Raw genomic sequence first — 15493 nt, 5'->3', positions numbered from 1 at the left:
GTCCGATGTACGGTGTACGAAATTCCCTACGGCGTACCATCCTTTTTATCGGCAAGTCACACTATTAATTCTTAATTATTAATTCTTAATTATTAATTCCCGCTTGTTCCGCTTTCTCTACATTCCTCGCCACACTCAGTATAATTCCTATTGCCAAACAAGTGAACAAAAATGAACTACCACCCATACTCACCAAAGGAAGCGTTACCCCTGTTACCGGAAACAAGTTCACATTCACAGCCATGTTTGCCAGCGCCTGAATCACCAAAGTGAAGCTCAGCCCTAACGACAAAAAGGCCCCAAAGGCATAAGGGCATTTACGGAAAATCTGTATGCTTCTAAACAGGAAAACCAAATACACAAATAAGATGAGAGCTCCTCCCACCAAACCGTACTCTTCTATGATGATCGCGTAAATGAAATCCGAATAAGGGTGCGGCAAAAAATTTCGCTGCTCACTGTTTCCAGGGCCAAGGCCCATCACCCCACCTTTTGCGATGGCAATTTTTGCCTGGTTGATCTGGTAGTTGTCATCGTCATCAATATCTTTCCCTCCGTACATGAAGTGTTCTACACGACTTATCCATGTACCCACGCGCACAAACAATCTTGACTTACCTTCTACTTTTGCTGTTGGAGTGGATGTGGAAACACCACCGTTGTTGCTGTGTTGAAAAACGGCAGCCATTATCAACATCATCACCGGTATCATTGCAATGCCAATGATCAGCAAAAGATGTTTCATACTCACACGTCCAATGAACATCAACAACATGCTTGTTGCACCAATGAGCAAAGCCGTTGAAAGGTTTGCCGGTGCAATCAGTATACACACAATGCCAACCGGTATTGCGATTGGCAAAAAGCCTGTTTTAAAATCTTTGATCACATCCTGCTTTTTACTCAGCAATCGGCTCATGTACATGATGAGTGCAAGCTTTGCCAAGTCAGATGTTTGGAAAGTAAGATTGATGATGGGCAGTCGTATCCAGCGGCTACCTTCGTTCAGCTTCACACCAAAGAACAATGTATATACGAGTAATGGTATGGCAACAAGAAACAATATCCGCGCCACTTTCGAGTAAACGTTATAATTTACCATGTGGGCGAAATATATGATGCCGATACCTATTGAAATAAAAACGATCTGCTTGAACAGGTACACCTCCGTGTTGCCTTTGTACATTTTGTATGCAAGCGAACCCGTAGAGCTGTACACTACCAGCAGCGACACCAGGGCAAGCAGTATCACAATGGACCAAATCACTTTGTCCCCTTTGGTTCTGCTGCTTAATCCCCTGAAAGCATTTTGTTCTATGTCAGCAATGTTGTTCATTCTTTTTTGTTCCTACGGTGTTGCTTTGTTTTCGCTATAAGTTATTAGTTGATCGTTGTTAGTTGTTAGAGCTTTCTCTGCAACTCTACAAATTCTTCACCGCGTCTTTGAATTGTTTTCCTCTGTCTTCGTAATTTTTGAACAAGTCGAAACTTGCACAAGCCGGGCTCAGTAAAACCACATCTCCCTTGTTTGCCAAATGAAATGCTGTATGTACAGCTTCTTCAGCGCTTGATGTACTTGCAATTACTGCAACATCATTTTTAAAAGCATTCTGAATTTTCAAATTATCCAACCCCATGCACACGATCGCTTTCACTTTTTCTTTTACCAGTTCACGAATGGAATCATAATCATTTCCTTTATCTACCCCTCCTAAGATGAGGATGGTTGGTTTTTCCATACTTTCCAAAGCATACCAGGTGCTGTTGATATTGGTTGCTTTGCTGTCGTTGATAAAATCTACTCCACGCACAGTTGCAACAAACTCCATTCTGTGCTCAAGTGCTTCGAATGACTGAATGGCGTCACGTATCTTTTCTTTTCTCAGGCCAATGGATGAACCGGCCAGTCCTGCTGCCATAGTGTTGTATTGATTGTGTTTACCTTTCAATGCAAAATCATATACACTCATCTGCATTTTTTCTTCTTCCGTGGCTATTACGACTTCTCCATCCTTAATGTAAGCGCCTTTTTTCAGTTCATTTCTCATAGTGAATGGTAATAAGTTAGATTTAATTGAAAAGTTGTTTATGTTCTGCATGGTTACTTCATCATCCGCACAATAGATAAATGTATCGCCCTGCTGTTGATTCATTATTATTCTGAACTTGCTGTCTATATAGTTCTGAAACTTATAGTCGTATCTATCTAAATGATCCTCCGTGATGTTCGTCAGCACTGCTACATCTGGCCTGAATGTTATGATATCATCCAGTTGAAAGCTGCTTATCTCTGCTATGTACCACGGCTTTGGATCTTCTGCCACCTGTTTTGCAAATGAGTAACCAATATTGCCCACCAACGCACAATCCACTCCAGCTGTTTTACAAATGTGGTAGATCAGCGATGTGGTGGTTGTTTTACCATTACTACCTGTTATGCCAATGATCTTGCTGTTTCCTTTATATCTGTATGCCAGTTCTATTTCACTTATCACCTGTATTCCTTTCGCTCTTATCTTCTTCACCATTTCGTTTTTTTCGGGAATGCCGGGGCTCTTCATCACCTCGTCTGCATTCAGAATTTTTTCTTCTGAATGTTTTCCTTCTTCGAATTCTATCTGGTGTTGTTCCAGTTCTTTTTTGTAAATGTCTTTAATACTGCCACCATCAGATACGAATACACCATACCCTTTCTGCTTAGCAAGGATGGCTGCGCCAATCCCGCTTTCACCTGCCCCGAGAATTACAATACGTTTGCTCATAATTTACTTTCCCAATCGGATTTTGGGGTTCTTCAAAAGAATGGATTTGTTAGTAACTGCACCTCAATGTCTTTTGATCGCCTTAGGGTGGTCATTCAAGAATAGGATTTTAAAGCTATTGATCCGGTTTTTCAATATTACTTTTAGCGGATCTTCAATGTTACAATTGAAAACACAACGCATAATATGGTTACTATCCAGAAGCGTGTTACGATTTTACTTTCGTGATAACCGAGCTTTTGATAGTGGTGATGCAATGGACTCATTAAAAAGATTCTTTTGCCCTCGCCATACTTCTTCTTGGTATATTTGAAATAGGAAACCTGTATTACTACACTGATATTTTCTACTAAGAACACTCCACAAAAAATAGGAATCAACAATTCTTTGCGCACGATGATCGCCAATGCTGCGATGATACCTCCCAATGTTAAACTTCCCGTATCGCCCATGAACACTTGTGCCGGAAATGCATTGTACCAAAGGAATCCGATACATGCTCCTACCAACGCTCCGATGAAAATGGACAACTCACCAAGGTTAGGAATGTACATGATGTTCAGGTAATCGGCCAACCGAAGGTTACCACTTGCATATGCAAATACACCCAAACACACACCAATGATCGCCGAGACGCCGGTTGCCAATCCATCAATTCCATCTGTTAAGTTGGCTCCGTTAGAAACCGCAACAACAATAAAGATTACAAGTGCTATATATAAAACCCATGTAAAACTTCTTAAAGCCGGCGGTAATAATTTCGCGTAGTTGAATTCATGGCTCTTTACAAATGGAATGGTCGTAACAGGATCTTTCGCTTCTACAAAATGTCTTTCCACATTATCAAACTTCACCGTTTTCACGTCTTTAACACCTGTCACGTCGCCGGTATATTCGCGCCACACTTTTACATTCTCATTAAACAATAGTGTGCTCGCGATGATGATACTCAGACCTACTTGTCCAAATATTTTGAACCATCCTGCCAAACCATCTTTATCGCCTTTTTTATATGCAACGCCTTGTTGTTGTGCAATGCGTTTTGCTCTTAGTTTTAAATAGTCATCTATGAAACCAATTATTCCCAACCAAATGGTACTGAGGATCATCAACCTTATATAGGCTTTGTGTAGGTCCGCCAATAATAATGTTGGAATTAAAATGGCAAGAATGATGATGATACCGCCCATCGTTGGCGTTCCTTTCTTTTGTTGTTCGCCTGCAAGACCGAGGTCGCGAACTGTTTCACCAACTTGTTTGCGACGCAAATAGTTGATGAGCGATTTTCCAAACACCGTCGTAATTACCAGGGACAAGATGATGGCCAGCAAAACACGAAATGTGATAAACTGGAACAATTGTCCTCCGGGAAATTTCCACCCTTCAGATTTAAACCATTCAAATAATTGATAGAGCATTTATAGTAACTGAATAATTGAATAACTGAATAACTGAGTTTGTCGCCGAATACCAGGACTCTCCGTTTTTGACTTTTGCCTTTTTACTTTTTATTTTCCAAATAACTCGAACATTTCCTGCAACACTTCCTTGTCATCAAAATGATGTTTGACACCATTTATTTCCTGGTACTTCTCATGGCCCTTTCCTGCTATGAGAATGATATCTTCCGGCTTCGCCAAACTCAATGCTGTTTTGATCGCTTCCTTTCTATCTACTATTGAAATAAATTTTCTTTTTGCTGCAGTGTTTAATCCTGCTTCCATTTGTTTGATGATCTCGTTTGGATCTTCGCTTCTCGGATTGTCCGAAGTAAAGATCACTTTGTCGCTGTAGTCGCAGGCTTCCTGCCCCATCACCGGACGTTTCGCCGTATCCCTGTCTCCGCCACATCCTACAACTGTTATAATTTGCTCGTGACCTTTTCTCAATTTTTGAATGGTTGTCAACACGTTCACCAAAGCATCCGGCGTGTGTGCATAGTCAACAATTCCGATGATCCTTTCTTTTGGCGATACGATGTAATCAAACCTTCCTTCTGCACCGGTCAATACGCTCAAACATCTCAGCACTTCGTGTTTGTCTTCGTGCAAACAAATCGCGGCGCCATATACAGCGAGCAAATTGTAAGCATTGAATTCGCCGATCAATCTGAAATGCACTTCCTGTTCATCAATGATCATCACCAAACCCAGCAAACCATTTTCAAGGATCTTTCCTTTGAAATCTGCCAGCGTACGCAGGCTGTAGAAATACTTCTGTGCGTTGGTGTTTTGCAACATCACAGCACCATTTTTATCATCCTGATTTGAAACAGCGAACGCATTTGTTGGCAATCCGTCAAAGAACGATTTCTTTACGCGCAGATATTCTGCAAATGTTTTGTGATAGTCCAGGTGATCATGCGTGATGTTGCTGAAAATGCCTCCGGCAAATTCCAGCCCGCTGATCCTGTGCTGGTCTATCGCATGCGAACTCACTTCCATGAATGCATGTGTACAACCCGCATCTACCATTCTTTTCAGCAATGCATTTACACTGATCGCGTCCGGTGTGGTATGTGTTGATGGCAACACTTCACCACCTATTTGATTTTGAACAGTGCTCAGCAAACCTGTTTTGTATCCCAATGCTGTAAAGAGCTTGTACAACAATGTAGCGATGGTAGTTTTTCCGTTTGTGCCCGTAACCCCTACCAGTACTAACTTTTCAGATGGCTGTCCATAAAAGTTATGAGACATATTACCTGCGGCAACACCACTGTTTTCTACCTGCACATACGTAATACCTTCTTTTAAGTTCAGCGGAAACTGCTCACAAATAATGGCAGTCGCGCCTTTTTCAATTGCTGTTTCTATATATTGATGTCCATCTACATGAACACCCTTGATCGCTATGAATGCCGAACCTTCGCTTATCTTACGCGAATCGATCTGCAGGTCGTTTACATTTACCTGCATATTTCCCTGCACGGAGCGAAGGCTAACCTTGTATAATATATCCTGCAATAATGCCATTAACTCAATTCTATTATTACTGTTGATCCTTTGGTAATGGGTGTTCCGGCTTCCTGCGATTGTGCCGTTACTTTTCCTCTACCTTTTGTAATTACTTTTATCTTCATATTCTCCAGCAAATACAACGCATCCTTCAAACCCATTCCTCTTACATTCGGCATTATATTTTTCTGCACAGATCTTGCTGTTAGTACAGAGCGGTTGTCGTTTGTTGCAACCGATGTGTAGTCAATTCTTTTCACTGAGTCCACATAAGGCAGTTTCAGTGTTCGCATTACACATTTCACTTCATCAGTATTGCCAGCTCCACTAAAAGCAGAACTGTCTTTTCTGATAGCGCTCATTGTGATATTGAAAGAACTTTTATCTACGTTCATCGCGTACAACTTGTCGGCAACTTCTTTAAACACGGGCCCTGCTACTGATGCGCCGTAAAACTTTTTAGCAAACGGTTTATTTTTTATCACCACTATGCAAGTGTATTTCGGGTTGTTTGCCGGAAAATATCCTGCGAACGATGATTGATAAATTCTGTCTGCGTAACCACGACTACCGTTTGCAACGAGCGCCGTTCCTGTTTTTCCCGCTGTTCTGTAATATGGCGACTGTAAGCCTTTACCTGTTCCCTCCAGCATTACTCCTTCAAGGCAAGACTTCAGTTGTTTTAATGTTTGTTCACTGCAAATCTTTTCTTCCAGCACCACTGGTTGATTTTCCTTTACCGTAATTCCATCTTTCTGGAAGGAATTAACGAGATAAGGCTTCATCATTTTTCCGTTGTTCGCCACTGCGTTATACAACATCAATGTTTGCAGCGGACTCACCAATACTTCATATCCAAAAGCCATCCACGGCAGCGATGTAGCGCTCCATGTTCTTGATTTTGGCGTTTTGATCACAGGACTTGTTTCTCCTATGAGATCAACTCCTGTTAATTGGTTAAGCCTTAATCTTTTTAAATGATTGATGAACTGTTCAGGATTTTTGGTATAGTAAGTTGTTGCCAGCTTAGCCATTCCCACATTTGAACTTTCTTCAAATGCCTCCTTGATGGTTACATCATATTTCCCGTGTTTTTCACTGTCAAAGACCGTTCTGCGTCCGTATTGCCATTTGCCGCCTTCCAGGTTCACATGTGTGTTAAGTGTCGCATATTTATCTTCCAGTACAGAAAGCATTGTTGCCAGCTTGAAAGTAGAACCGGGTTCTGTTGCACGAAGTCCGTAGTTCAGATCTTCCCAGTAATTGCCTTCCGGCGTTCTTCCAAGATTGGCGATTGCTTTAATTTTTCCCGTCGCGACTTCCATCACCATACAGGTTCCGTGCTCACATTCATTCTCGATCATCATCTTCAGCAAAGCGTTTTCCGCAATGTCCTGTATGTTTACATCAATGGTCGTTGTTACATCTTTTCCATTCTCTGCGTCTACTTCATAGCCTTCAACGGGTACGGCTACACCACCTGCGATGAATCTTACGAGCTTCTTTCCACTTTCACCTTTTAGCAAACTGTCGTAAGTTCTTTCCAATCCCACGTTCTGTGCGTTCTCACGAGCCAGGCCAATCGTTCTGTTTGCCAGCAATCCAAAAGGGTTTAATCTTTTAGATTGTACATCTGCGATGAATCCACTCTTGTTGCGTCCGAGTTTCACGAGCGGAAAATCACGCAGTTGTTTATATTCTTCAAACGAAATATTCTTCTTTAATAAAAAAAACCTGTTCTTGTCTCTGTATCCTTTTTGCAACATCTTTTTATAATCTTCCGTGGAAGCATCTTTAAAAAGACCTGCTAAAGACATACTCAATGAATCCAGATTTTCATTGAACCTCTTACCACCTTTGTCACGCAATCCTTCTGCGCCAAAGTCTATATAAATATTGAAGTAAGGAATCGAGGTACTCAACATACTGCCATCTTCACTATAGATCGTTCCTCTTTCTGCATCAAGGTTTACAATTTTTGTATGTAAACTATCGCTCTTGCTTCTCCAATAATGCCCTTCCACATTTTGAATGTAAAAAGCGCGGCCAATTACAGCTATTCCCAGGAACAAAACTCCCAGGAAACTTAAATACACCCGCCATAGTATGTCGCGTTTTACCTCCATAAAAATCAATCGTCGTTGTGTGTAGAACTATCTGCTAGTATTACCGGCGGGGTTGACAATTCTTTTAAACCCAATGGCTCAACCGCTTTTGACAATTCACTTTGCTTGCTGCGAAACATCACTTCGCTTTTCAGCGTTTTGTATTCAAATTGCAGCTCTTTTAGATCCTTGTTCGTTTTGTTTATTTCCTTGATCGTTTTATCTGAATAGTGTCCGTTGTATATATAAATGATTGCCAGCACACTAAGAAAAAGAAAAAAAGGAATGTTCTTCACCACCCACGCATACTTAAACCATCTGCGCCAGGAGGCTTTCTTTTGTTTAACTTCCGGTTCCTTATTTTCTACAACCTCGTCCATTTAACTATTGATGTTTTCGGTACAGACAAGACACTGCCTTGTCTTTTTTGATTTATCATTCTGATTGTGCAGACAAGGCAATGCCTTGTCTCTACCCAATCCTTTCTGCCACCCTCAATTTTGCACTTCGTGATCTCGAATTCCTCTTCATCTCTTCATCTGTAGGAAGGATCGGCTTTTTGGTGGTTGGCTTCATCAGCGTTTCTATCTTCTTACTTTCAAAAGGATGATCTTCTTCTTCCTCAAATGTGCCTTTCTTAAAAAAGCTTTTTACAATCCTGTCTTCCAAAGAGTGAAACGTTATGATCGCCGCCCGTCCGCCTGGCTTCAAGACTGTTGGCAGTTGCTCCAGCATTTCCTTCAGCGCACCAAACTCATCGTTCACTTCTATTCGCAATGCCTGGAAAACCTGTGCGAAATACTTGTTTGGATTTCCTTTCACCACTCCTTGCAAAGCGTTTTTAAAATTGTGGATCGTTTTAAGCGAAACTGCTTTTCTGATCTCTACAATTTTTTTCGCCAGCGTTTTGGAATTGGTTACTTCACCGTATTGTTCAAACAGCTTGTGCAATTGCGATTCGCTGTAAGTATTTACAATATCGAAAGCCGTTGTCGTTTGTCGCTGATCCATTCTCATATCAAGATCTGCATCGTAGCGAATGGAGAACCCTCTTTCTGCTTCATCAAACTGATGGCTGCTCACGCCAAGATCTGCCAGCACTCCATCAACCTGTGTTATTTTATGCAAACGAAGAAAGCGCTGTATGTGACGAAAATTGTGTGGTACGAAAATCACACGTTCATCGTCCGGCAAATTCTTTTTCGCGTCCGCATCCTGATCGAAAGCAATCAGCTTTCCTTCAGGACCAAGCTTTGTCAAAATGCCTCTTGAGTGGCCCCCGCCCCCAAAAGTGCAATCCACATATACGCCATCCGCTTTTATTGCAAGATTATCAAGCACCTCGTTGTATAGTACGGGTATGTGATAATCGCTGCCAGCGTGTTGCGCATCATCTCCGGCTGTTTCTTTTTTATCTTTCTTCATCACTACTTTTTTAAATGCTTAAAGAATTAGCTTTTTGCCGGAGGTGGCGGTGCCATTACTTGTTGCGCCAGGCTACTGAATGCATCAGGCGAAACGGTGTCAAAGAACTGCTGATATTTGTTTTTGTCCCAGATCTCAATTTTATCAAAGGCCGCCACCAACACAATGTCTTTTTCCAATTCCGCATGTGCCTTGAGGTTTGGCGGCAACAATAATCTTCCTGCACTATCCAGTTCCAAAGTCGTGGCTCCGTTTAAAAAATACCTGCGGAATTCACGTACCTTCGGATCAAAATCATTCAGCTTGCGTAACTCGTCAAATACTGGTTCCCAACTCTTCATCGGGTATAATGTCAAACATTTTTCAAATCCCCTGTTTATCACAAAACGGCCATCATCTTCTTCTGGCAGTTGCTTTTTAAAGCCAGCCGGAAGGAGAAAGCGACCTTTTGCGTCCAAAGTGGCCTCATATTCACCTAGAAATCCGTTCATTTACAGGAATTTGACACTATTCAAACATTTATTACCACAAAATAACACTTTTTCCCACTTTTAAGACAAATTTTGATTTCTTAATTTTTTCCACATACCCAAAATGGGCTCAAATGCAATGCAGATAAGTGATTGGAGGGCGAAAAATGACATTAAAAACGTCAAAATGTGAATTACGTGTGCATATCTGGTGGATTACCGGGCGCGTTTTGTGAATAACATTGAAAGAAGGCACACGGATGACACAGATTCGACAGATTTTCACTGATCTCTCAATTAAAGCTTCGTCCTATTATCGTTGCGTATTCATGTTTGAAACAATTTTAACTTCGCGCATTCGGTCGGCTGAACTGCAGATTAAAACAATTATCCGTGTAAATCAGTCTAATCCGTGTCATCCGTGTGCTAATAACCACAAATTGATCGCATGAATCCTGAAAAATTATCTATCAACGATTATACATATACGCTTCCCGAAGAACGAATTGCGAGGTTTCCATTGCAGGAAAGAGACGCTTCCAAGCTTTTGGTGTATAAAAGTGGGAAAATCGAACAATCAACCTATAGTAACATTTCATCATTTGTTCCTGAAAACAGTTTGCTCGTTTTCAATAACACCAAAGTGGTGGAAGCCCGCATACTTTTTCAAAAACCTACTGGTGGTGTAATTGAAATCTTTTGCCTGGAACCTTCTGATATTTACCCTGACCTTACAACCGCCATGTTGCAGAAAAATAAAGTGCAATGGAAATGCCTGATTGGTGGCGCGAGTAAATGGAAGCATGGGCAGATTTTGGAAAAAACGCTTCCGCAGATTCCCGCAAATAATGGAGACAAGGCAATGCCTTGTCTATACGCAAGAATGATCGATCGCTTGCCTGATTGCTTTATGCTGGAACTTTCATGGGAACCGGCATCATTAAGCTTTGCGGAAGTGCTGCACACATTTGGCATCATTCCTATTCCTCCTTACTTAAAAAGAGAAACCACAACTGAGGATAGCAGCACTTATCAAACGATTTATGCAGAACATGATGGTTCAGTCGCTGCACCTACAGCAGGTCTGCATTTTACACCTGCCATCTTTGATGCATTGAAACAAAAAAGTATCGAGCATACATTTGTTACACTGCACGTGGGCGCAGGAACATTCAAGCCCGTAAAGGCAGAGCTAATGCAGGATCACGAGATGCATGCAGAGTTTATTGATGTTGATAAAGCTACGATTCAAAAAATAATAGATTTTGCTCCGGGCATTTTTGCTGTTGGCACCACTTCATTGCGAACACTCGAAAGTCTTTACTGGATGGGCGTTAAAGCATTGATGCATCCTTCTGCCAATATGCATGAACTTGAAATTCATCAATGGGATGTGTATGGTGAAGCATTGCAACAAATGAACGTGACACTTATCGATTCGATGAATGCGCTGCTGCAATGGATGCAAAAAAATAATCTCGAAAAGATCCTATGTAAAACGCAAATCCTCATTGCGCCTGGTTACACTTTTAAAGTGATAAAAGGCCTGGTAACTAATTTTCACCAACCACAATCAACTTTATTGTTATTGGTTGCTGCGTTGATTGGTAAGGATTGGAGGCAAGTTTATGACTACGCATTGAAGAACGATTTCAGATTTTTGAGTTATGGAGATGGGAGTTTGCTTTTGAATTCTCAGTTGTAAAATCAGGTCCGATAAACAACCCAGCACGTCATTGTGAGCCCTGCAGAGAATGAATGACCTCTTTAATTAACAACCTTCGAATATCAACAAGCGGGGCGAAGCAATCTCCAGCGCACCATTTGAGATTGTTTCGCCCCGCTTGTTGTTTGCTCATCTTGATTTTTGTGTTTTGAATCTTCTTTCTCTGCAGGGCTCGCAATGACGGTGTGACTTAAGAACATTAGAAGTTACAATCAAAATATTTAGAAAATAAAATGGGCGCCACTCAGCAATGAATGGCGCCCTATTAATTTTTAATTTTTAATTACACTTCCTCCACCACTTCTTCCTTTGTCTGCAATGGCAACTCAATTGTAAACACAGTGCCTTTACCAAGCACACTATCTACCTTAATTTTTCCATTATGAGCATCAATGATTGTTTTAACGTAGCTAAGACCAAGCCCAAAGCCCTTTACATTATGCACGTTGCCGGTGTGTGCACGATAGAATTTTTCGAAGATCTTTTTCAACGAATCTTTGCTCATACCAATCCCATTATCTTCGATTTTGATTTGCAATGAATCGTTCACGTTGGCTGTACTTACACGAAGAACAAGATTATCGTTTGAATATTTTACAGCGTTGTCAATAAGATTGGAGATCAGGTTGGTTACATGTACTTCATCACCATAAATAAGATCGTTCGTAGCATTCAAATTCATAAATGCCTTTCCGCTCTTATCCTGTAATTGCAGGTTAAAATTATCAATCACATGACCTATCACATCGTGAACATGGATTGATTTTCTGTTGAGCTTTATTTCTTGCCTGTCCATCAAAGCCGCTTGTAGTATGGTTTCCACCTGTTTGTTCATGCGGCGGTTCTCTTCTTTGATGATGTCGCTGAAGTATTGCATCTTCTCGCGGCTCTGCATTACCTTTTCATTCTTCAACGCATCGACGGCGAGCGAGATCGTTGCGAGTGGCGTTTTAAACTCGTGCGTCATGTTGTTGATAAAATCGTTCTTGATCTCGCCCAGATTTTTCTGCCGCAGCATCGTCCGGACCGTTATATAGAAAGTACTCACGAGAATTAATGTGAATAAAATTGATGCAGGTAATATCCATCGCAGTTCCCGCCAGGCTTGGTTTTTGATGTCTGGAATAATCACAACCAGAAGCTCGTTTGAAACGGATTGTTGAAAATTTATATTATCCGAATTTTGAAGGAACGGGTAAATGAACTGCTTGTTATGCACGGTGTCATTCATCACGTTAGAAAACCTTTTCGACTTTAACTCCAAATTGTATAAGCCCGCTGTAGAAATAATTGCAAACTCATACCTTGTCGATGTTAAACCGATTTTTTTAAAAGTCTTGGCAATTTTTTCATTGACCTCAAACTCAGTAAATTTTTCTGCAATGGTGGGAGGTTTCATCAACTCTTTCATCACCTGATCCGAAGGAAAAGAAAATGAAGGACGCAATCTTGAATTGCGCAATGAAGGCAGTGTTCCCTTTTGCTCCGTAAGATCTGATGCTACCTGGGCGATCGCATCAATTACTTTACGGTCAAGCTCCTCTTCTTTGTTCTCCATCATTGATCTGAACCAGGACACCTGGATAATAATGATGCCTGCAAGAGAAAGCGTGATCAGTAAAATTATGACGGGGAAAATTTTCTTCATCTACAAAATTATTTAGCAAATAAGTTTTGGAGCGACAATATAGCAAATTGCGGAGTGTTTTAACGAAGGTTTTGCATTGTTTTAGCCAAAACGGACCAAAATTTGAAAATTTGAGGATTTGAAAATTTGAAAATTAGATAACTGTCGACTAGCTATATTATTAATTGCTTTCAGAATATTCAGTTGTTTTTAGGGAATGATGTAAAGCGCACATTTCCATTTTCAAATTTTCAAATCCTCAAATTTTCAAATTTTGAATTTCCGATTCTTAAATTATTAGCTTAATTTGATAGTATGATTGAACCCGCACCAGGCATATTACTAATAGCCGATCCATTTTTAAAGGATCCTAACTTCATGCGAACAGTGGTGCTGTTATGCGAGCACCGTGATGAAGGTAGTTTTGGTTTTGTTATTAACCGTTTTTACGAATATAAGCTCAACGAATTGATCAATAATGCCGACGGCCTTGAAATACCCGTGTATTATGGCGGCCCGGTACAAATGGATACCATCCATTTTCTCCATCAATATCCCCAACAGATCGAAGGCAGCATGATGGTAAGCGAAGGTATTTACTGGGGCGGCGATTTTGCCAGCGTACTGGAACTACTGCGCAATGGTGAGATCAGCCCGAACAAGATCAGATTTTTCGTTGGCTACTCAGGCTGGGGAGAGGGCCAGCTGGATGGTGAGATTAAAGAGAAATCATGGCTCACGGTTGAAGCGACCCGTAATATTGTGTTCCACAACGATACAAACGAAATCTGGAAAGATTCTCTGCGACATATGGGCGGCAAGTATGAGATAATGATCAACTTTCCAATAGACCCGCAGTTGAATTGAAAATTGAAAGTTGAAAATTGAAAATGACGTTCTATGTGAAAATTCGCTCTTGTTTCACACGCGTGCTGCCTGTGCGATTTGGACGCTGCAACACAGAAAGCATTTTCAACTTTCAACTTTCAATTTTCAATTATCTCAAGAACAGACTGATCAAAAACAACGCCGTCAACACATACATCACAGGCGATATCTGGCGGTAACGTCCACTTAGTATTTTCAGGAAAACATAGGAAAGCATGCCGAATACAATGCCTTCTGCAATGCTGTAAGTATAAGGCATCATAACGATGGCGAGGAATGCCGGCACTGCTTCCGTGATGTCGGAAAAATCAATTTCTTTTACTGCACTCATCATTAACATTCCCACTATAATTAAAGCCGGAGCCGTAGCGGCGGCAGGAATTGCCATAAATAACGGAGCAAAAAATAAGGAGAGAAAAAACATACAGGCAACTGTAAATGCCGTTAAACCGGTTTTGCCTCCAGATGCTATGCCACTTGCACTTTCCACATAAGCCGCCACCACACTGGTTCCCAGCAATGCGCCCGATGTGGTTCCAATAGCATCAGCCAGCAAAGCCTTTTTGGCGACAGGAATTTTTCCGTCTTTGTCAAGCAGACCTGCTTTGCTGCACAATCCGATCAATGTGCCTACTGTATCGAAAAGATTTACCATCAGCAGCGTAAATAAAATCACCAACATATCAACTGTGAAGATCTTATTGAACTCCAATTTAAAAAACGTGGCGGATATGGAAGGAGGTAAACTTATGAAATGGCCATTTGCAGGCAGCTTGGTGATGCCCAGTGGAATGCCAATAATTGCTGCGGCAATGATTCCGATTAAAAGCGCGGCATTTACATTTTTAGCCATCAACACTGCGCTTACCAGCAAACCAATCACAGCAATAATGGGCCCGGCAGACTTTACATCTCCCAGTTTTACAATAACACCATCTAAATTATTATGACCGATGTGCTGCATGCCAGTTTCTACAATGCCGGCATTTACCATTCCTATCAACGCGATGAACAATCCAATGCCTACTGATATTGCATGCTTCAAATTGATGGGAATACTGTTGATGATCGCTTCCCGCACTTTGAAGAGCGAAAGAAGAATAAATAAAACGCCTTCGAGGAAAACGGCGGTGAGCGCAAATTGCCAAGTATAGCCCATTCCCAATACGATGGTGTAGGCGAAAAATGCATTTAAGCCCATGCCCGGTGCCAGTGCTATAGGAAGCTTTGCATACAAAGCCATTACCAATGTTCCGACTATTGCGGCCAACGCTGTTGATACAATTTGTGCCTCGAACGGCATTCCTGCTTTTGAAAGAATTACAGGATTAACAACCAATATGTAAGCCATGGTTGAAAATGTTGTAAGTCCCGCAAGAACCTCTTTTTTTACAGTAGTATTGTTTTCTTTTAAATGGAAAAAGGATGCCAGCATTTCAATTTGGAAATTTGAAAATTTGAAAATTTGAAAATTGACAGGTGCGGCATTCGTCATTGGTTGCTTTGCGGGCTCAAGAACCATTAGCATTAATG

12 protein-coding genes are annotated in these 15493 nt (G+C 41.2%); 2 read left to right on the top strand and 10 right to left on the bottom strand.

Features of this window, described 5'->3' with window-relative positions; all coding sequences use genetic code 11:
- Nucleotides 1-85: 85 nt before the first annotated feature.
- From KTO63_RS22125 to mraZ, 8 genes are all read right to left on the bottom strand, one after another.
- Nucleotides 86-1336, bottom strand: a complete 1251-nt coding sequence (locus tag KTO63_RS22125) for an FtsW/RodA/SpoVE family cell cycle protein (protein WP_217794140.1) — start codon at nt 1334-1336, stop codon at nt 86-88.
- 85 nt (nt 1337-1421) lie between these two features.
- On the bottom strand, nt 1422-2762 hold the full coding sequence (gene murD / locus KTO63_RS22120; RefSeq protein WP_217794139.1) for a UDP-N-acetylmuramoyl-L-alanine--D-glutamate ligase: 1341 nt from the start codon (nt 2760-2762) through the stop codon (nt 1422-1424).
- 143 nt (nt 2763-2905) lie between these two features.
- Nucleotides 2906-4180: a phospho-N-acetylmuramoyl-pentapeptide-transferase gene (gene mraY / locus KTO63_RS22115; RefSeq protein ID WP_217794138.1), complete on the bottom strand. Its 1275-nt coding sequence runs from the start codon at nt 4178-4180 to the stop codon at nt 2906-2908.
- Between the two features lie 90 nt (nt 4181-4270).
- On the bottom strand, nt 4271-5737 hold the full coding sequence (locus tag KTO63_RS22110) for a UDP-N-acetylmuramoyl-L-alanyl-D-glutamate--2,6-diaminopimelate ligase (RefSeq protein WP_217794137.1): 1467 nt from the start codon (nt 5735-5737) through the stop codon (nt 4271-4273).
- The gene (locus KTO63_RS22105; protein ID WP_217794136.1) at nt 5737-7845 is read right to left on the bottom strand and encodes a penicillin-binding protein; all 2109 of its coding nucleotides are present in this window, start codon (nt 7843-7845) and stop codon (nt 5737-5739) included. The genes KTO63_RS22110 and KTO63_RS22105 overlap by 1 nt, the downstream gene beginning before the upstream one ends.
- Before the next feature lie 5 nt (nt 7846-7850).
- Entirely contained in the window at nt 7851-8204 is a 354-nt protein-coding gene (locus tag KTO63_RS22100; protein WP_217794135.1) for an FtsL-like putative cell division protein, read from the bottom strand.
- 91 nt (nt 8205-8295) lie between these two features.
- Nucleotides 8296-9249, bottom strand: coding sequence for a 16S rRNA (cytosine(1402)-N(4))-methyltransferase RsmH (rsmH, locus tag KTO63_RS22095; protein WP_217794134.1), 954 nt, complete (start codon nt 9247-9249; stop codon nt 8296-8298).
- A 26-nt stretch (nt 9250-9275) separates the two neighbouring features.
- A complete protein-coding gene (mraZ, locus tag KTO63_RS22090) occupies nt 9276-9740 on the bottom strand; it encodes a division/cell wall cluster transcriptional repressor MraZ (protein ID WP_217794133.1) in 465 nt (154 codons plus the stop codon).
- Between the two features lie 427 nt (nt 9741-10167).
- On the opposite strand from mraZ, the gene KTO63_RS22085 reads away from it, so the two are divergent.
- Nucleotides 10168-11424 (top strand): S-adenosylmethionine:tRNA ribosyltransferase-isomerase, encoded by a 1257-nt coding sequence (locus KTO63_RS22085; protein ID WP_217794132.1) that lies wholly within the window; start codon nt 10168-10170, stop codon nt 11422-11424.
- A gap of 304 nt (nt 11425-11728) precedes the next feature.
- Here the strand turns inward: KTO63_RS22085 and KTO63_RS22080 are convergent, their stop codons facing one another.
- Nucleotides 11729-13093: a sensor histidine kinase gene (locus KTO63_RS22080; RefSeq protein WP_217794131.1), complete on the bottom strand. Its 1365-nt coding sequence runs from the start codon at nt 13091-13093 to the stop codon at nt 11729-11731.
- Between the two features lie 294 nt (nt 13094-13387).
- Between KTO63_RS22080 and KTO63_RS22075 the strand changes: the two genes are divergently transcribed.
- The gene (locus KTO63_RS22075; RefSeq protein WP_217794130.1) at nt 13388-13939 is read left to right on the top strand and encodes a YqgE/AlgH family protein; all 552 of its coding nucleotides are present in this window, start codon (nt 13388-13390) and stop codon (nt 13937-13939) included.
- 130 nt (nt 13940-14069) lie between these two features.
- Here the strand turns inward: KTO63_RS22075 and KTO63_RS22070 are convergent, their stop codons facing one another.
- Nucleotides 14070-15395, bottom strand: a complete 1326-nt coding sequence (locus KTO63_RS22070) for an NCS2 family permease (RefSeq protein WP_217794129.1) — start codon at nt 15393-15395, stop codon at nt 14070-14072.
- Nucleotides 15396-15493 lie beyond the last annotated feature (98 nt).

Source organism: Pinibacter aurantiacus (genome assembly GCF_019130065.1).
GTDB lineage: Bacteria > Bacteroidota > Bacteroidia > Chitinophagales > Chitinophagaceae > Pinibacter > Pinibacter aurantiacus.
The sequence above is the reverse complement of the archived record's forward strand: the minus strand, read 5'-3'. Positions and strand labels throughout refer to the sequence as shown.